12 protein-coding genes are annotated in these 13,668 nt (G+C 73.1%); 6 read left to right on the plus strand and 6 right to left on the minus strand.

Features of this window, described 5'->3' with window-relative positions; genetic code table 11:
• Nucleotides 1-2: 2 nt before the first annotated feature.
• From EIO00_RS05500 to EIO00_RS05525, 6 genes are all read left to right on the plus strand, one after another.
• Nucleotides 3-1,028, plus strand: coding sequence for a CHAP domain-containing protein (locus EIO00_RS05500; RefSeq protein ID WP_140175820.1), 1,026 nt, complete (start codon nt 3-5; stop codon nt 1,026-1,028).
• A gap of 233 nt (nt 1,029-1,261) precedes the next feature.
• Nucleotides 1,262-1,630, plus strand: coding sequence for a DUF1330 domain-containing protein (locus EIO00_RS05505; protein WP_140175821.1), 369 nt, complete (start codon nt 1,262-1,264; stop codon nt 1,628-1,630).
• Between the two features lie 393 nt (nt 1,631-2,023).
• Nucleotides 2,024-2,665 carry a nucleotide exchange factor GrpE gene (locus tag EIO00_RS05510; RefSeq protein WP_140175822.1) on the plus strand — a complete coding sequence of 214 codons (642 nt, stop codon included), beginning with the start codon at nt 2,024-2,026 and terminating at the stop codon, nt 2,663-2,665.
• A complete protein-coding gene (locus EIO00_RS05515; RefSeq protein ID WP_140175823.1) occupies nt 2,662-5,142 on the plus strand; it encodes an Hsp70 family protein in 2,481 nt (826 codons plus the stop codon). The genes EIO00_RS05510 and EIO00_RS05515 overlap by 4 nt, the downstream gene beginning before the upstream one ends.
• A complete protein-coding gene (locus EIO00_RS05520; RefSeq protein ID WP_140175824.1) occupies nt 5,139-6,023 on the plus strand; it encodes an OmpA family protein in 885 nt (294 codons plus the stop codon). The genes EIO00_RS05515 and EIO00_RS05520 overlap by 4 nt, the downstream gene beginning before the upstream one ends.
• Nucleotides 6,024-6,026: 3 nt before the next feature.
• Nucleotides 6,027-7,559, plus strand: coding sequence for a hypothetical protein (locus EIO00_RS05525; protein WP_140175825.1), 1,533 nt, complete (start codon nt 6,027-6,029; stop codon nt 7,557-7,559).
• A 159-nt stretch (nt 7,560-7,718) separates the two neighbouring features.
• Here the strand turns inward: EIO00_RS05525 and EIO00_RS05530 are convergent, their stop codons facing one another.
• The 6 genes from EIO00_RS05530 to EIO00_RS05550 are packed head-to-tail and all read right to left on the minus strand — an operon-like array spanning nt 7,719 to nt 13,165.
• Nucleotides 7,719-8,084, minus strand: a complete 366-nt coding sequence (locus EIO00_RS05530; protein WP_140175826.1) for an STAS domain-containing protein — start codon at nt 8,082-8,084, stop codon at nt 7,719-7,721.
• A gap of 42 nt (nt 8,085-8,126) precedes the next feature.
• A complete protein-coding gene (locus EIO00_RS05535; protein ID WP_140175827.1) occupies nt 8,127-8,825 on the minus strand; it encodes an ABC transporter ATP-binding protein in 699 nt (232 codons plus the stop codon).
• A complete protein-coding gene (locus tag EIO00_RS24740) occupies nt 8,819-9,763 on the minus strand; it encodes an ABC transporter ATP-binding protein (protein WP_241661132.1) in 945 nt (314 codons plus the stop codon). Before EIO00_RS24740 ends, EIO00_RS05535 begins: the two co-directional genes overlap by 7 nt.
• Entirely contained in the window at nt 9,760-10,653 is an 894-nt protein-coding gene (locus EIO00_RS24745) for an ABC transporter permease (RefSeq protein ID WP_206664044.1), read from the minus strand. The genes EIO00_RS24740 and EIO00_RS24745 overlap by 4 nt, the downstream gene beginning before the upstream one ends.
• Nucleotides 10,650-11,624: an ABC transporter permease gene (locus EIO00_RS05545; RefSeq protein ID WP_206664045.1), complete on the minus strand. Its 975-nt coding sequence runs from the start codon at nt 11,622-11,624 to the stop codon at nt 10,650-10,652. The genes EIO00_RS24745 and EIO00_RS05545 overlap by 4 nt, the downstream gene beginning before the upstream one ends.
• Nucleotides 11,621-13,165: an ABC transporter substrate-binding protein gene (locus tag EIO00_RS05550; RefSeq protein WP_206664046.1), complete on the minus strand. Its 1,545-nt coding sequence runs from the start codon at nt 13,163-13,165 to the stop codon at nt 11,621-11,623. Before EIO00_RS05550 ends, EIO00_RS05545 begins: the two co-directional genes overlap by 4 nt.
• Nucleotides 13,166-13,668 lie beyond the last annotated feature (503 nt).

The raw sequence follows: 13,668 nt of genomic DNA on the forward strand, positions 1-13,668 counted from the left end.
GCATGGATCCCATCGGGGAAAAGCTGCTCGACGTCGCCAAGGCCGAACTCGGTTACAAAGAGAAGCCGGGAGGATACACAAAGTACGGCGACTGGTACGGAAAGAACGTCGACAACAGCCCGTATTTCGCCACCGCGCCCTGGTGCGACATGTTCCTGGCCTGGGCCGCCGACAAGGCCGGCGTGACCGACTGGGTGGGCCAGTTCGCCTACACGGTGGCCCACGCCCGCTGGTTCGCCCGCCGCGACGCCTGGGGCGCCGAGCCGGAGCCCGGCGCGATCGTCTTCTTCGACTGGTCGGGCACCAAGAGCATCGACAACATCGACCACGTGGGGATCGTCGAGAAGGTCGCCGGCGATCGGATCCACACCATCGAGGGCAACGCCGACGGCGTCCACCTCAAGCGGAAGGTGCGTCACGCCTCGACCGTCGTGGGCTACGGCTATCCGGCCAAGGTGCAGGTCCCCGGACGCTCCCTGGAGGAGGCCCTCGGCGGCTCCGACGGCGCCGCCGCGGACCGGCCCCGCCAGGCCGCCTCCGGGCGGACCGACGGCCACGCCGGCATGACGGCCGTGCACGGCGTCCCGGTCCGGGACGGCGGTCCCATCCCCCTCCCGGAGGCGCCGGGATTCGCCGACCTCCTGACCGTCGCCCTCGTCGGCGGCCTGGCGCTGGTCGTGGGCAAGAGGGCGCTCGGCGGCCTTCGGCTGCCGGCCCTGCTAACCGCGGGCGTTCCGGTGCGGCTCCCCGCGATCTCCGTGCCGAGGCTTCCGGCGAAGTCCCCGGTGCGGATCCGCAAGCGCGGCCGCCATCACCGCACCCCGGTGGCGCTGCCCGCCGACGTCACCCCCGCCGACCTCGCCGCCGCCTCCGCCGAGACCGTGGCCATGCCGCAGGTCAGCGCGGCCGTGGCGGCCGAGGCCGAGGACCGCGAGTTCTGGGGGCAGGTCTCCCGGCTGGACGCCGCGGACCTGGAGTACTGGAACGAGATCATCGAGGAGACCGAGCACGGCGTGCCCGCCCACTGACCGGTCGGCCCGGCCGGGCCCCCTTCCCCGTCAGGTCCGGCCGGGCCGGCCTTCGGGCGACGTCCGTCCCCGGGGGCCGCGGCGGCGCGCCCGTGCTGTGCCGGCGCACAACGCGCCGGCCGCCCTCGTTGCGAGGTCGTCCACATCCGGCCCGCGCCCCGGTGCGCGGCACGGCCCGCCCCCTCCCGCCATGCCAGACTGAACGACGTTCGGCGGAATGTGAGGAGGGCGTCATGGCGATCCACCCCAGGGGCGAGGACCTCAAGCGGCTGCTGGAGGAGGACCCCGGCGGCCCGGTGGTCATGCTCAACCTGCTGCGCTTCGCCCCCGGCGGCGAGAAGCACTACCGGGAGTACACCCGCCGCACCGCTCCCTTCCTGAAGAAGTACGGCGGCGAGCTGCTGTACGCCGGGCAGGGCTCCACCGCCCTGGTGGCCGAGGAGGGGCAGGCGTGGGACGCGGTGCTGGTGGTCCGCTACCCCAGCCGCGAGGCGTTCAGCCGCATGGTCGCCGACCCCGAGTACCGGGAGGTCGCCGAGCTGCGCACCAAGGCGCTCACCGAGGCCGTGCTCCAGGCCACCGTGCCCTGGGGCCGCTCCTGAGGGCCGCGCACCGCCGGACGGCGCCGTCCGCGGCGCGGGCGGCCGGAGGTTTTTTCGGGAACGTCGCGGAATCCCCGCGTGAGCTGCGGAGACGGCACCGCGGGCGTTCTCTGTGAAACGCGCCCCGCGAAGGGCGGCGGCGCCGTCGGCGGTCCGGACACAAGGGCCCGCCCGCATATCCGGCCATGACGATCCCGCATTGCGGTCGGCTCGCATCGGGCCCGAAAGCCGGATGACGGCGCCGTTCGCCTCCGGCGCCGGTGAATCGGCGGCACAGCGTGTGTGTAAATTTCCGCATTCACAGTTTCTGATTTTCCCTGGACGTTATGCGGATCCGGCTGCGAGGATGGAGCCGGTACACAGGGTCACCGGACGCGGGGAGTGCCGCCGGGTATGCAGCTGGGGCGTGTTCGAGCCGGCATCGGCGCGGCATTCCGGCAATGGCGACAGCCCCGAGAATTTCGGATCGCCCCCGCCGCCTGGCCGCAGGACGCGCTGACCGCGCTGGAGAAATGGGCTTTCGCGCTCGCCCGGGCGGCATCGCCGCCCGCCGACGCCGCCCGAGGGGACACCGCGCCCGCCGAGCCGGCCGAAGCCGGATCCGACGCGCCGCGGACCGCCGAGCCCGAGACCGCCGAAGAGGTCCCCGAGACGCTGCCGGACCGGGCGGTGGCCGAGGTGGCGACCAATGTCTGGCGGCTGCACCAGCGGCTCGGCCGGGACGAGGACACCCCTCGGATCGTCATGCGGCATCTGGAGGGCGCGCTGGACGCGCTGACCGAGGCGGGCGTGGAGATCCGCGATCACCTGGGCGAACCGTACGACCCGGGACTCACCCTCCAGGTGCTGGCCCTGCAACCGACCCCCGGCCTCACCCGGGAAGAGGTGATCGAGACCCTGCGCCCCAGCGTTTATGTGCGCGATCGAGCGATTCAGCGCGCCGAGGTGATCGTGGGGATCCCGCCGAAATCCGACCAGCCCGACCGGCCCGACGAGCCCGGCCTGCCGCAACCCACGGGGGAGTCACGCCCATGACGCAGCACACCATCGATTTCGGTATCGACCTCGGCACCACCAACAGCGCCATCGCCCGGTTCGCCGGAGTCGACGCCGAGGTCATCAAGAACAATCAGGGGCACGAGACCACGCCGTCGGCGGTATGGGTGGACCGCCGCAACCGCATCCACGTCGGTCAGGCCGCCAAGATGCGCTCCGAGGCGGACCCGGACAACACCTGCACCGAATTCAAACTGCGGATGGGCACCTCCGGCATGGCCAAGCACTTCACCGCGGCCGGCCGGTCGATGGAGCCGGAGGAGATGTCGGCAGAAGTCCTCAAATCACTGCGGCGGGACGTCGCCCAGCGGCTGGAGGAGGACATCACCGCCGCCGTCATCACCGTGCCCGCCGCGTTCGAGCTGAGCGCCTGCGACGCCACCAAACGAGCCGCCGAACTGGCCGGGCTGACCCAGGCCCCGCTGCTGCAAGAGCCGATCGCCGCCGCGCTGGCATCCGGGTTCCAAAGCGCCGCCGACAACGCCTTCTGGCTGGTGTACGACCTGGGCGGCGGCACCTTCGACGCCGCGGTGATCAACCTGCGGGACGGCGAGTTCAACGTGGTCACCCACCGAGGCGACAACTTCCTCGGCGGCAAGCTGATCGACTGGCAGATCGTCGAGCGGCTGCTGATCCCGGCGATCACCGAACAGCACCCGATGAGCGGGCTGGGCCGCGGCAACCCCCGCTGGTTCGCCACCATCGCCAAGCTCAAACAGGCCGCCGAACAGGCCAAGATCCAGCTGTCCCAGCTCCAGGTCGCCGAGGTGGCGCTGGAGCTCACCGACGAGCACGGCCGGCCGTTGGACTTCTACCACGACGTGCACCGCGCTGATGTGGAGCGATTGTTCGAACCGTTCATCGTGCGGTCGATCAACCTGTGCCGCACCGCACTGAGCGAAAGCGGACTCGGCCCCGGCGACATCGAGAAGGTGCTGCTGGTCGGCGGCCCCACGCTCTCGCCCTACCTGCGGCAGCGGCTGGCCGACCCGCGCGAGGGGCTGGGCATCCCGCTGGACCACACCCAAGACCCGATCACCGTGGTCGCCCGGGGCGCGGCCATCTTCGCCGCGACCCAGCGGCTGGAGACGCCGGCGGCACCACCGCCGCCCGCCACCGGCCAGTACACCGTGCAGCTGGAGTATGAGCCGATCGGGCCGGACCAGCAGCCGTTCGTCGGCGGCCGGGTGTCCGGGCCCGACCTGGCCGGCTACTCGGTGGAGCTGATCCGAGACGACGCCCGCGACCCCTGGCGCAGCGGCCGGATCACACTGGCCCCCAACGGCACGTTCGGCGTCACGCTGCTGGCCGAACGCGGCCGCCCCAACACCTACCGGATCGAGCTGACCGACCCGACCGGCACCCCGCACGACATCACCCCGTCCACGCTGACCTACACCGTCGGCGTGGTCGACACCCGGCCCCCGCTGACCCACTCGATCGGGGTGGGCCTGGCCGACAACGAGGTCGAGTGGCTGCTGCGGCGCGGCACCCCGCTGCCGGCCAAGCGCAGGGTGAACCTGCGCACCACCATCCCGGTCCGGGCGGGCGGAGGCGAAGGCGTGATCCGCATCCCGCTGCTGGAGGGGGAGCACGAGCGGGCCGACCGCAACCGGCGGATCGGACGGCTGGAGGTCTCCCCCACCCAGGTGCGCCGGGACGTGCCCGAAGGCAGCGAGGTCGAGGTCACCTTGCGGATCGACGAGTCCCGGCTGGTGGTGGCGCGGGCCTATGTGCCGATCCTGGACGAGGAGTTCGAGCAGGTGGTCAACCTGCAGACCGAGACCGTGCCGGAGCATGCCGAGCTGGCCCGCGAGGCCGTCGCCGAGAAACGCCGCCTGGCCGCGGCCCGGCGGGAGGCCGAGGAGCTCAACGACCGGCCCGCGCTGGCGGTGCTGGCCCGGATCGACGCCGAGCGGATCGTCGCCGACATCGACGAGATGGTAGAGGCCGCCAAGGTCGACCCCGACGCGGCCACCATGTGCGGCAAGCGGCTGCTGGATCTCAAGGCCGCCGTCGACGAGGTCGAGGACGCGCTGGAGTGGCCCCGGCTCACCCTGCAGGCCCACGAGCTGCTCCGGGTGACCCGTGAGGTCGTCGCGGCCAAGGGCACCCCGCGGCACCACCAGACGCTGCAATCGATGGAGACCGCCGTGCAGGAGGCGATCACCGCGCACAATCCGCGCCTGCTCCAGCAGCGTCTCGACGAGCTGCGCTCGCTCGCCGTACAAGTGCTGGACGAATCCGGCGACCTGCAGTTCATGGCGTTCGAGGAGCTGCGCGCCATGCGACCGCAGATGCGCGACCAGGCCGAGGCGGGCCGGCTGATCGAGGCCGGGCGACAGGCGATGAACCGAGGCGACGCCGACACCCTCCGGCACATCAACATGCAGCTGCGGGAGATGCTGCCCAGCCCGCCACCGCCCCCCGACCCGTTCTCGACGGTGCGGCGATGACGACACCGCTCACGGCGCAGGCCGCCGTCCGCGAGATCGTCGTGGCGCAGGCCCGCACCCTGGCCCGCCACGGCCGCTACCTGGAGGCCGAAGGGCTGCTGCGCGGACTGACCCGCGACGGCGGCGAGCCCGATGCGGGCGTGCTGGACCTGCTCGCCCGCGTGTACGCCCAGCAGGGCCGGCTGGAGGAGGCCGACCGCTGCTGGGCCGAGGCCGAGCGGCTGGCCCCGGGAGCCCCGCAGATCGCCGCGGGCCGCCGCCGCATCGCCGCGCTGCGCGACTCCCCGCCCCGCCGGATGGCCCCGGGGCTGTTCGGCCGGGCGGGCGCGCCGCCGGTCGCGGTGCCGGTCGCGGTGCTGATCGTGGTGCTGCTGGTGGACATCCGCGGTGCGGTCCGCGAACGGCCGGCGGTCACCGCGCCGCCCGCACCGCGCCCGACCGCGACCGTCGACCCGCTGTCCGAGCTGGCCGTCCGGCTCGGCGACCTGCGGGGCGTGCGGGTGGAACGGCTGCCCGGCGAGCTGGTCGTCACGTTCTCCCGGGGACTGTTCCGCAGCGGCGCGACCCCGACCGGGAACGGCCGGGCGGTGCTGGAGGACGTGGGCGGGCGGCTGCGGGCCTACGCCGATCAGATCACCGTCACCGTGGTCGGCCACACCGACCCCCGGCCGATGCCGCCGGGTGGGGAGTTCGCCGGCAACGCCGAGCTGGGCCTGGCGCGCGCCACCGTCGTCCGGGAACTGCTGCGCCCGGTGACGGGCCTGCCCACGGCGGCGCTGCCGGTGTCCTCGATGGGCGATCTCTCGCCCCCGTTCCCCGATGGTGACCGGTCCCGGAACCGGACGGTGAGCCTGCGGATCTCCGCAGCGCGCGGGGGGTGAACGATGACGGGCACGGCGGCGGAGTCGGTGTTCGGCGAGACGGGGCCGGACCTGTACCGGGGCAACCCGTTCCGGATCACCGGGCTGCCGGTGCGGGCGACGGCCCGCGACGTCCGGCGGCGGGCGGACCGGCTGCGGGTGATGGAACGGCTGGGCATGGACGCCGGAGCAGAACCGCAGCTGCTACCGCTGGACCCGCCGCCCGATGAGACGGCGGTCGAGGAGGCGATGCAGCGGCTGCGGGATCCGCGGCGCAGGCTGGTGGATGAGTTCTTCTGGTTCTGGCCCGCGCCCGGCGGCGGCTCCGACGAGGCGCTGGAGGCGCTGCGCCGCGGCGACCCCGATGCCGCGGCCGGGATATGGCGCCGGCTGCGGGAGGCCTCCTACGGGGATGCGGCGGCGGTCGCCCTGCACAACCTGGCGGTGCTGGCGCACGCCCGCGCTCTGGACGCCGAGCACCGCGGCGACGGCGAGCAGGCCGAGGAGCTGTGGCCGCAGGCGTTCGAGCACTGGCGGACGGTGGCGCTCGACGACGATGTGTGGGACCTGCTCGACGATCGGGTCCGGGAGCTCGCCGATCCCCGGGTCACCCTGGGCGTCGCCCGCCGGATGCGCGCCGAGCTGCCCGCCATGCTGATGTCCGTCAACGCTCACCTGGCGGTCCGCGCCGCCCGGGACGGCGCCCGGGAACGGGTCGCCGCACAGCTGTCGCTGATGGGCCGTTCGCTGTTCGGCGGCCCGGTGATCGACAAGGCGGTGGCCGATGCGGTCGAACCCGAGGCGGCCCGCATCCGCGCGCTGTGCCAGACCGCCGAACGCACCACCGAGGCCGACCCCGAGCGCGGCGCCGAGGCCGCCCAGGAGCTGCTGGAGCGCAGCAGGGCCCCGCTCGAGGTGCTGGAGCTGATGCTGCCCGTCGACGACGCCCTGCGGCAGGGCGCCTCCGACGACGTGGCCACCTGGACGATGCGCTGCACCGTCGCCTACGGCAACAAGACCGGGGATTGGCCCGCCGCCGAGCGGCTGCTCCGCGCCGCCCGGCCGCTGGCCGCCACCGACACCGTCCGCTCCCGCATCGACGCCAACCTGATGACCGTCGAGCAGAACGTCGTCCACTCCCGCTGCCACTTCTGCAAGCAGAACCCCGCCGATGCCGCCAGCGTCTTCTCCTTCCCGATGCACGGCGACGTCCGACGCACCAACTTCCAGGTCACCTGGCGCACCCTCACCGTCGAGGTCCCCCGCTGCGCCTCCTGCAAACAGCGGCACGGCCGGCGCGGCCTCGCCCTGCAGACTCTCGGCTGTGCGGGCAACCTCATCGTCCTCGCCTGGGCGGTCGCCCTTTGGGCCACCGGGTCCATCGGCTGGGGCATCGTCTTGCTGATCGTCGATGTCCTCGCCTTCTTCTTCGTCCTCGGCCTCAGCATGTGGGGGATGCCCTCCACCCAGTTCGCCACCGTCCGGGAGTTCGACACCGTCCGCCGGCTGCTCGACGCCGGATGGCGGTTCGGCGAGCGACCGCCCAACGTCAACTGACCCGGGCGTCGACCGACCCGCCGCCCGGGACGGCGTTCGCGGGTGGCGGCGGGCGCGCGCCCGGGCGCCGGTGCGGCACGGGGATCACGAAGATCGCGGGGGCCGCGGGGAGAGGCAGGGGCGGGAGGTGCGAGGGCGGCCGCGCCGGAGGCGGACGGGTCAGCCGGCGGCCTGCTTCGCCGCGGCCGGCCGCACGTTGAGGCGGCCCGCCAGCCCGGTACGGGTCAGCAGACACAAAGGCTGGCCGTGCAGACCCGTCAGGACCAGGCGGCCGCCGCCGGCGTCCAGCCGGCGGTGCATGGCCACCAGGACGCCCAGTCCGCTGGAGTCGCAGAACTGCAGGTCGGCCATCTCCAGGATCAGCCGGCGCACGGGGTGGGCCAGCAGCAGAGTGGTGATGTGCTTCTCCAGCCGAGGAGCGGTCGCCAGGTCCAGTTCACCTGCGACGCGGACGATCGTCCAGCCGTCCCTTTCGGCCTGTGTGCTGATGTCCAGCTGCGCCCACTCGCTCAGCACCGTCCTCACATCCCGTCCGCCTTGGTGAAGGTCACGGAGTGTACCTACCCCTCACTCCCGGAACATGCCTGCGACGGGTGCCCGATTCCGGCCGTGGGAGACGGCCTCGGACGGCGTCGAGGTGAGCTCGTGCCAGCGCAGCGTCTGGTCGCAGCAGGCGTCCAGCAGGTCGGCGTCATGGCTGACCATGAGGACTCCCAGATCCCGCCGGGTGCGGATCAGATGGACCAGCGCGGCGGCGCTGGAGGCGTCCAGCATCGCCGTCATCTCGTCGCACAACAGGTAGCGGGGACCGGAGCCGAGAGCGCGGGCGAGGCAGGCGCGTTGCAGCTGGCCGTCGCTGACCTCGTGCGGGCGGCGGCGCAGCAGGTCCGGGGTCAGCCCGACCTGCTCGGCCAGCCGGTCGGTCTCCTCGGGCGCGGCCCCGGCGGGCAGATGGGCCGCCACGATCCGCCGCAGCGTGTGCCGGGGGTCGACGGACGCCCGCGGATGTTGGAACACCACCCCGATCCGCCGGCGCAGCTCGGCCGGCGCCGCATACCGGAACCGCCGCACCGGCTCCCCGTCCAGATGGATCTGCCCGGCGTCGGGTTTGTGCAGCAACGCCAGCACGCGGATCAGCGTGGACTTGCCGCAGCCGCTCGGCCCCAGCACCCCGATCGTGCGGCCGGGCTCCAACGTCAGCGACACCCCGTTCAGGACGGGGCGATCCTTGCCGTATCCGGCGACCAGGCCGGTGGCGCTCAGCACGAGACCTCCTCGGTGGCGGGATGTGCGCAGGCCAGCATGCGTCCCGCCACCCGGCGGGGGGCGGGATCGTCGGTGCAGGTGTCGCGTCGCGGGCAGCGGGGCCGGAACGCACAGCCCTCCGGCAGCGCCGACAGGTCCGGCGGGTGGCCGGGCAGCGGCCGGAAGCCCCGGGCGGGGGTCGCCTCCAGCAGGCCGCGGGTGTAGGGGTGCCACGGGTCGGTGAACACCTCTTCGGCCGGGCCGTGCTCGACGATCCGGGAGGCGTACATGACCGCGACGTCGGTGGCGACCCGTTCGGCGGCGGCCAGGTCGTGGGTGATGAGCAGCACCGCCCGCCCGTCGTCGGCGAGTTCGCGCAGCGCGTCGACGGTCCGATCGACCAACGGCCGGTCCAGCCCGGTGGTGGGCTCGTCGGCCAGCACCACCTGTGGGTCACCGGCCAGGGCGAGGGCCAGCACGACCCGCTGCGCCATCCCCCCGGACAGCTCGTGCGGATACCGGTCCAGGTCGGCGGGCGGCAGCCCGACCCGCTCGGCCAGCCGGTCCGCCTCGGCGTCCAGGTCGCGAACGTCCGGGCGGAGCGTCTTGAGGGTCTCCACAAGCTGGCTGCGGGCGGTGCGCACCGGGGTCAGCGCGGTGGCGGCGGACTGCGGCACCAGCGCCACCCGGCGGCCCCGCACCCGCCGGGCCAGGGTCCGTTCATCCGCCGCCGACAGGTCCTCCTCGCCCAGCAGCACCCGCCCGCGGACCTCGGCATTGCCCGGCAGCAACCCCAGCAGCGCGGCGGCCAGCACGCTCTTACCGCAGCCGCTCTCCCCGACCAGCGCCAGCAGCCGTCCCGGCGCCAGCTCGAACGACACGTCGGTGACCGCCTGCACGATCGCGTCCCGCAGCCGGAACCGCACCGACAGGTTCTGCACGCTCAGCACCGCGGTCACAGCACCAACTCCGAACGTCGCCGGGGGACCAGCCGGTCCCGCCACCAGCCCGCCAGGCCCGCCACCGCCAGCGTCACCGCCACCAGTACTCCGGCCGGCGCGGCGATCGTCCACCAGGCGCCCAGCAGCACGTCGTCCCGGCTGTCGGAGACCATCGTGCCCAGGCTCGGCAGATGCGGCGGCATGCCCAGCCCCAGGAAGCTCAACGCCGTCTCGTGCCACACCGCGTGCGGCAGCAGCAGCGTCGCGGCCAATGCCGACTGCGGCAGCACGGCGGGCAGCAGGTGCCGGGTCAGTACCGTCCACCGGGACGCCCCGCCGGAGATCGCCGCGTCCACATAGGGGCGGGTCCGCAGCGACAGCACCTGCGCCCGGGCGATCCGGGCCACCGTGGTCCAGTGGGTCAGCGCGATCGAGGCGATCACCGCAAGCAGCGACCCCCGGTACAGCGCCACGATCAAAATGCCCAGCAGCAGGTGCGGCACCGCGTTGACGCCGTCCACCAGCCGCATCGCCACGGCGTCCACCAGCCCTCCGGCGGCGCCCGCGACCGCGCCGACCAGGGTGCCGAGCACGGTCGCCACCAGCGCGCAGACCACCGCCACCACCAGCGAGACCCGGGCGCCGAGCGCGACCCGTATCAACACGTCCCGGCCCCCGTCGTCGGTGCCGAACAGATGGCCCGGCCCCGGAGGCAACAGCACCGTGTCGTAGTCGACCGCACCCGGGTCGGTGTCCGCGGCGACCATCGGCAGCACGATGACCGCGGCGACCACCGTCACCAAGACGCCCATCGCCGCGCCCAGCCGGACCTTGGCGGGCACCATGGCGCCGGTTCCGCCCGCGCCGCCGGGCCGCCGCCCGGCGGCCCGCCATGCGTCGGTCGTCATCTCCGCACCGTCCTCGGGTCGAGCAGCACCACCGCCATGTCGGCGAGCAGGTTTCCGGCCAGGACCGCGGCGGTCGCCAGCAGGGTGAGGGCGACCAGCAGCGGATAGTCGACGCTCAACCCGGCCTTCACCATCGCCTCGGCGACCCCCGGCCAGGAGAACACCTCCTCCACCAGGACCACCCCGGTGACCAGCTCCGGCAGGCGGGTGCCCACGGTCGTCACGAACGGCAGCAGCGCCACCGGCAGGCCGTGTCGCAGCACCACCGTGCGTTCGGGCAGGCCACGGGCGCGCGCCGCGGTCACATGGTCGTCGGCGAGGGAGACCAGCAGCTGCTGCCGCAGGGTGAGGATCAGCCACGGCAGCTGGGCGACCGCCAGCACGAGCGCGGGCAACGCCAGATGCCGCAGCGTGGCGGCGACACCGCCCTGGCCGGTGCCGTCGGACACTCCGCCGGCGGGCAGCAGCGGCAGCGCCACCGCGAACGCCGCGATCGCCCCCAGCCCCAGCAGGAACGTCGGCAGACCCTCCAGCGAGTGCGCCACGGCGACGACGGCGCGGTCCACCCAGCCGCCCGGCCGCCATGCTGTGATGATCCCCAGGGCGAGGGCGATGAGGACGGCCAGCGCAAGGCCGGCGCCGGCCAGCAGCAGCGTCCACGGCAGCCGCTGCGCCACCACCTCCGCGACCGGCTGGCCGAAGGTGCGGCTGATGCCCCAGTCCCCGGTGATCGCGCCGTGCAGCCAGTCCAGGTACTGTCGCCAGACCGGCTCATCCAGCCCCAGCGCCTCCCGGGTGCGGGCGACGTCGGCCTCGGCGGCGGTGAAGATCCGGGTGCCGTAGTACTGGTAGATCGGGTCGAACGGGGACGCCGCCCCCAGCAGGAACACCACCGCCGACACCGCCAGCAGCAGCGGCACCGCCACCGCCAGCCGGACCAGCGCCATCCGCCGCAGCGCCCGGAGCCTCATCGGCGCCACTTCTCCAGGTTCCACCAGGGACCCCAGGTGAGGACCCCGTGGACGTGCGGGTCCACCACCGGCTGGTAGCCGGACCATCCGTCACGCATGACGTAGGTGTGTTCCAGGAAGACCAGGAACACCCACGGCGGATTCTCGATCAGGCGGCGCTGCATCGTCCGGTAGGCGTCGGCGCGTTCGGACGGGTCCAGGCTGGCGCGGCCCCGTTCCAGAGCCTTATCGACGACCTCGTCGCGGTAGGAGCCGGGGTTGTTGAACCCGTCCTCCGCCCGGGAGGAGTGCAGCAGGCCGTGGGCCACCAGGTCCGGGTCGAGGGGGGTGCCGCCGCCCATCAGCACCGCGTCCCGGTCCATCCGGGGCTCGATCGCGTCCCAGCCGAGCCCGGCAAGGTCGACCTTGATCCCGACTCGGCCGGCGTCGCTGGCGAAGGCGTCGGCCAGCATCTTGCGCACCGAGTCGCCGGCCGGGTACATCAGGGTGAACCGCGCCTGGCGCCCGTCCTTGACGCGGATCCCGTCGGGTCCGGTCCGCCAGCCGCCGGCGTCCAGGATCCGTGCGGCCTCATCGGGGTCGAACCGGAAGACGGCGCCGGGGTCGGCGTACTCGCGCAGCGCCGGCGGGACGGGCGTGTAGGCGGGAGTGCCGCGCCCGGCCAGCAGTGCCTTGATCATCCCTTCGCGGTTGACGGCGAAGTTGAGCGCGCGTCGGATCGCCAGGTCGCCGGTGACCGGGTGTTTCTGCGGCAGCATCACGCCCCGGTAGTCGGCGCTGTCATGACCGTGGACGGTCATCCCGTCGCGTCGGGCGAAGGTCCCGGCGAGCGCGGGCGGCAGCACCGTCCCGTCGAAGTCGCCGCGCCGCATCCGCTGCGCCCGGGTGTTGTCGTCGGGGACGAACAGCACCGTGACGCGCTTGATCGCCGGGGCGCCGCCCCAATAGCGCTCGTTCGCGGTGAGCACCAGGCGTTCTCCGCGCCGCCACTCCGCCAGCCGGTACGGCCCGGTCCCCACCGGTCGGGTGTTCAGCGGCGAGGACTCCAGCGGCCCGCCGGTCAGCTTCTCCGAGGGCACGATCCCCAGCACGAGTTTGTGCGGGAACGGTGCGTACTGGTGCCGCAGCCGGAACTCCACCGTGTCCGGTCCGGTCTGCCGCACTTCCTTGAGCATCTGGTACGACGACGCCAGCGGCGAGGCGGCGGCCGGGTCCAGCAGCGTCCGGTAGGTGGCCACCACGTCTTCCGGGCCGAATGTCGATCCGTCGTGGAAGACCACCCCGCTGCGCAGCCGCACCGTCCAGGTCAGCCCGTCTTGCGACGGCTTTGGTGCCTCGGCCGCCAGCGCGGGCACCACTTTGCGCTGTGCGTCGTGCGTCACCAGGCCGTCGAAGATCTTGCTCATCCCGTCCTCGGCGAACCCCATCAGCGGGTTGAGCGTGTCGTCTTCGTAGGGGTCCGCCAACACCAGTGAGTCACCGGCCGGCTCATCCGACGCCGAGCACGCCGTCAGCGCCCCCAGCCCCACCGCCAGTGCCACCAGAGAACGCGACAAACTTCGCAAAGGGCTGCGCATGGTCTAGGACAGTAAGAGATCACCAGATGTTGTTGCAAGTGAGTTGCAGGTAATAGTTATGTGCGAAGCGCTGCCCCAAGGAGCCGCGAGGGACACGACGCCCGCTCGGGACCGAGGTCGGCGACGGATCGGTCCGGCATCATCGGCGCTCTTCGGTGAGTAGGCTGTCAGGCGTCTCCGACCGGTGTTTCCCCGCGACAAGCTGCGGAGCGAACTACATTCGGCCGGGCGGAGAAGAAGGCCGCGCGACCCGACCGTCGCGCGGCCTCCTCGTCAGGCCGTCGTGCCGGAACGGCGATCGGCATGGGCGGCTTCTTGTGCGCCGCCGGCGTCCGTCCGGCGGCTAGGGCGGTTCCTCCTCACCGGTGAGCCGCGTTCCGCCCGGCGCAGCGGGATGCGGGGGTTTCGCCCTGGATGGTGCAGGGTGGAGGCCGCAGGGCGGTGCTTGTGCCGCCCACCGGTCGGCG

Origin of the sequence: Thermomonospora catenispora (genome assembly GCF_006363815.1) — a bacterium.
Lineage (GTDB): Bacteria > Actinomycetota > Actinomycetes > Streptosporangiales > Streptosporangiaceae > Thermomonospora > Thermomonospora catenispora.

Excerpts from the sequence above, each read along its gene's own strand:
- EIO00_RS24745 (WP_206664044.1), bottom strand. The coding sequence starts at position 10,653 with ATGACGACCGACGCATGGCGGGCCGCCGGGCGGCGGCCCGGCGGCGCG.
- EIO00_RS05500 (WP_140175820.1), top strand. The coding sequence starts at position 3 with ATGGATCCCATCGGGGAAAAGCTGCTCGACGTCGCCAAGGCCGAACTC.
- EIO00_RS05505 (WP_140175821.1), top strand. The coding sequence starts at position 1,262 with ATGGCGATCCACCCCAGGGGCGAGGACCTCAAGCGGCTGCTGGAGGAG.
- EIO00_RS05525 (WP_140175825.1), top strand. The coding sequence starts at position 6,027 with ATGACGGGCACGGCGGCGGAGTCGGTGTTCGGCGAGACGGGGCCGGAC.
- EIO00_RS05545 (WP_206664045.1), bottom strand. The coding sequence starts at position 11,624 with ATGAGGCTCCGGGCGCTGCGGCGGATGGCGCTGGTCCGGCTGGCGGTG.
- EIO00_RS05515 (WP_140175823.1), top strand. The coding sequence starts at position 2,662 with ATGACGCAGCACACCATCGATTTCGGTATCGACCTCGGCACCACCAAC.
- EIO00_RS05510 (WP_140175822.1), top strand. The coding sequence starts at position 2,024 with ATGCAGCTGGGGCGTGTTCGAGCCGGCATCGGCGCGGCATTCCGGCAA.
- EIO00_RS05520 (WP_140175824.1), top strand. The coding sequence starts at position 5,139 with ATGACGACACCGCTCACGGCGCAGGCCGCCGTCCGCGAGATCGTCGTG.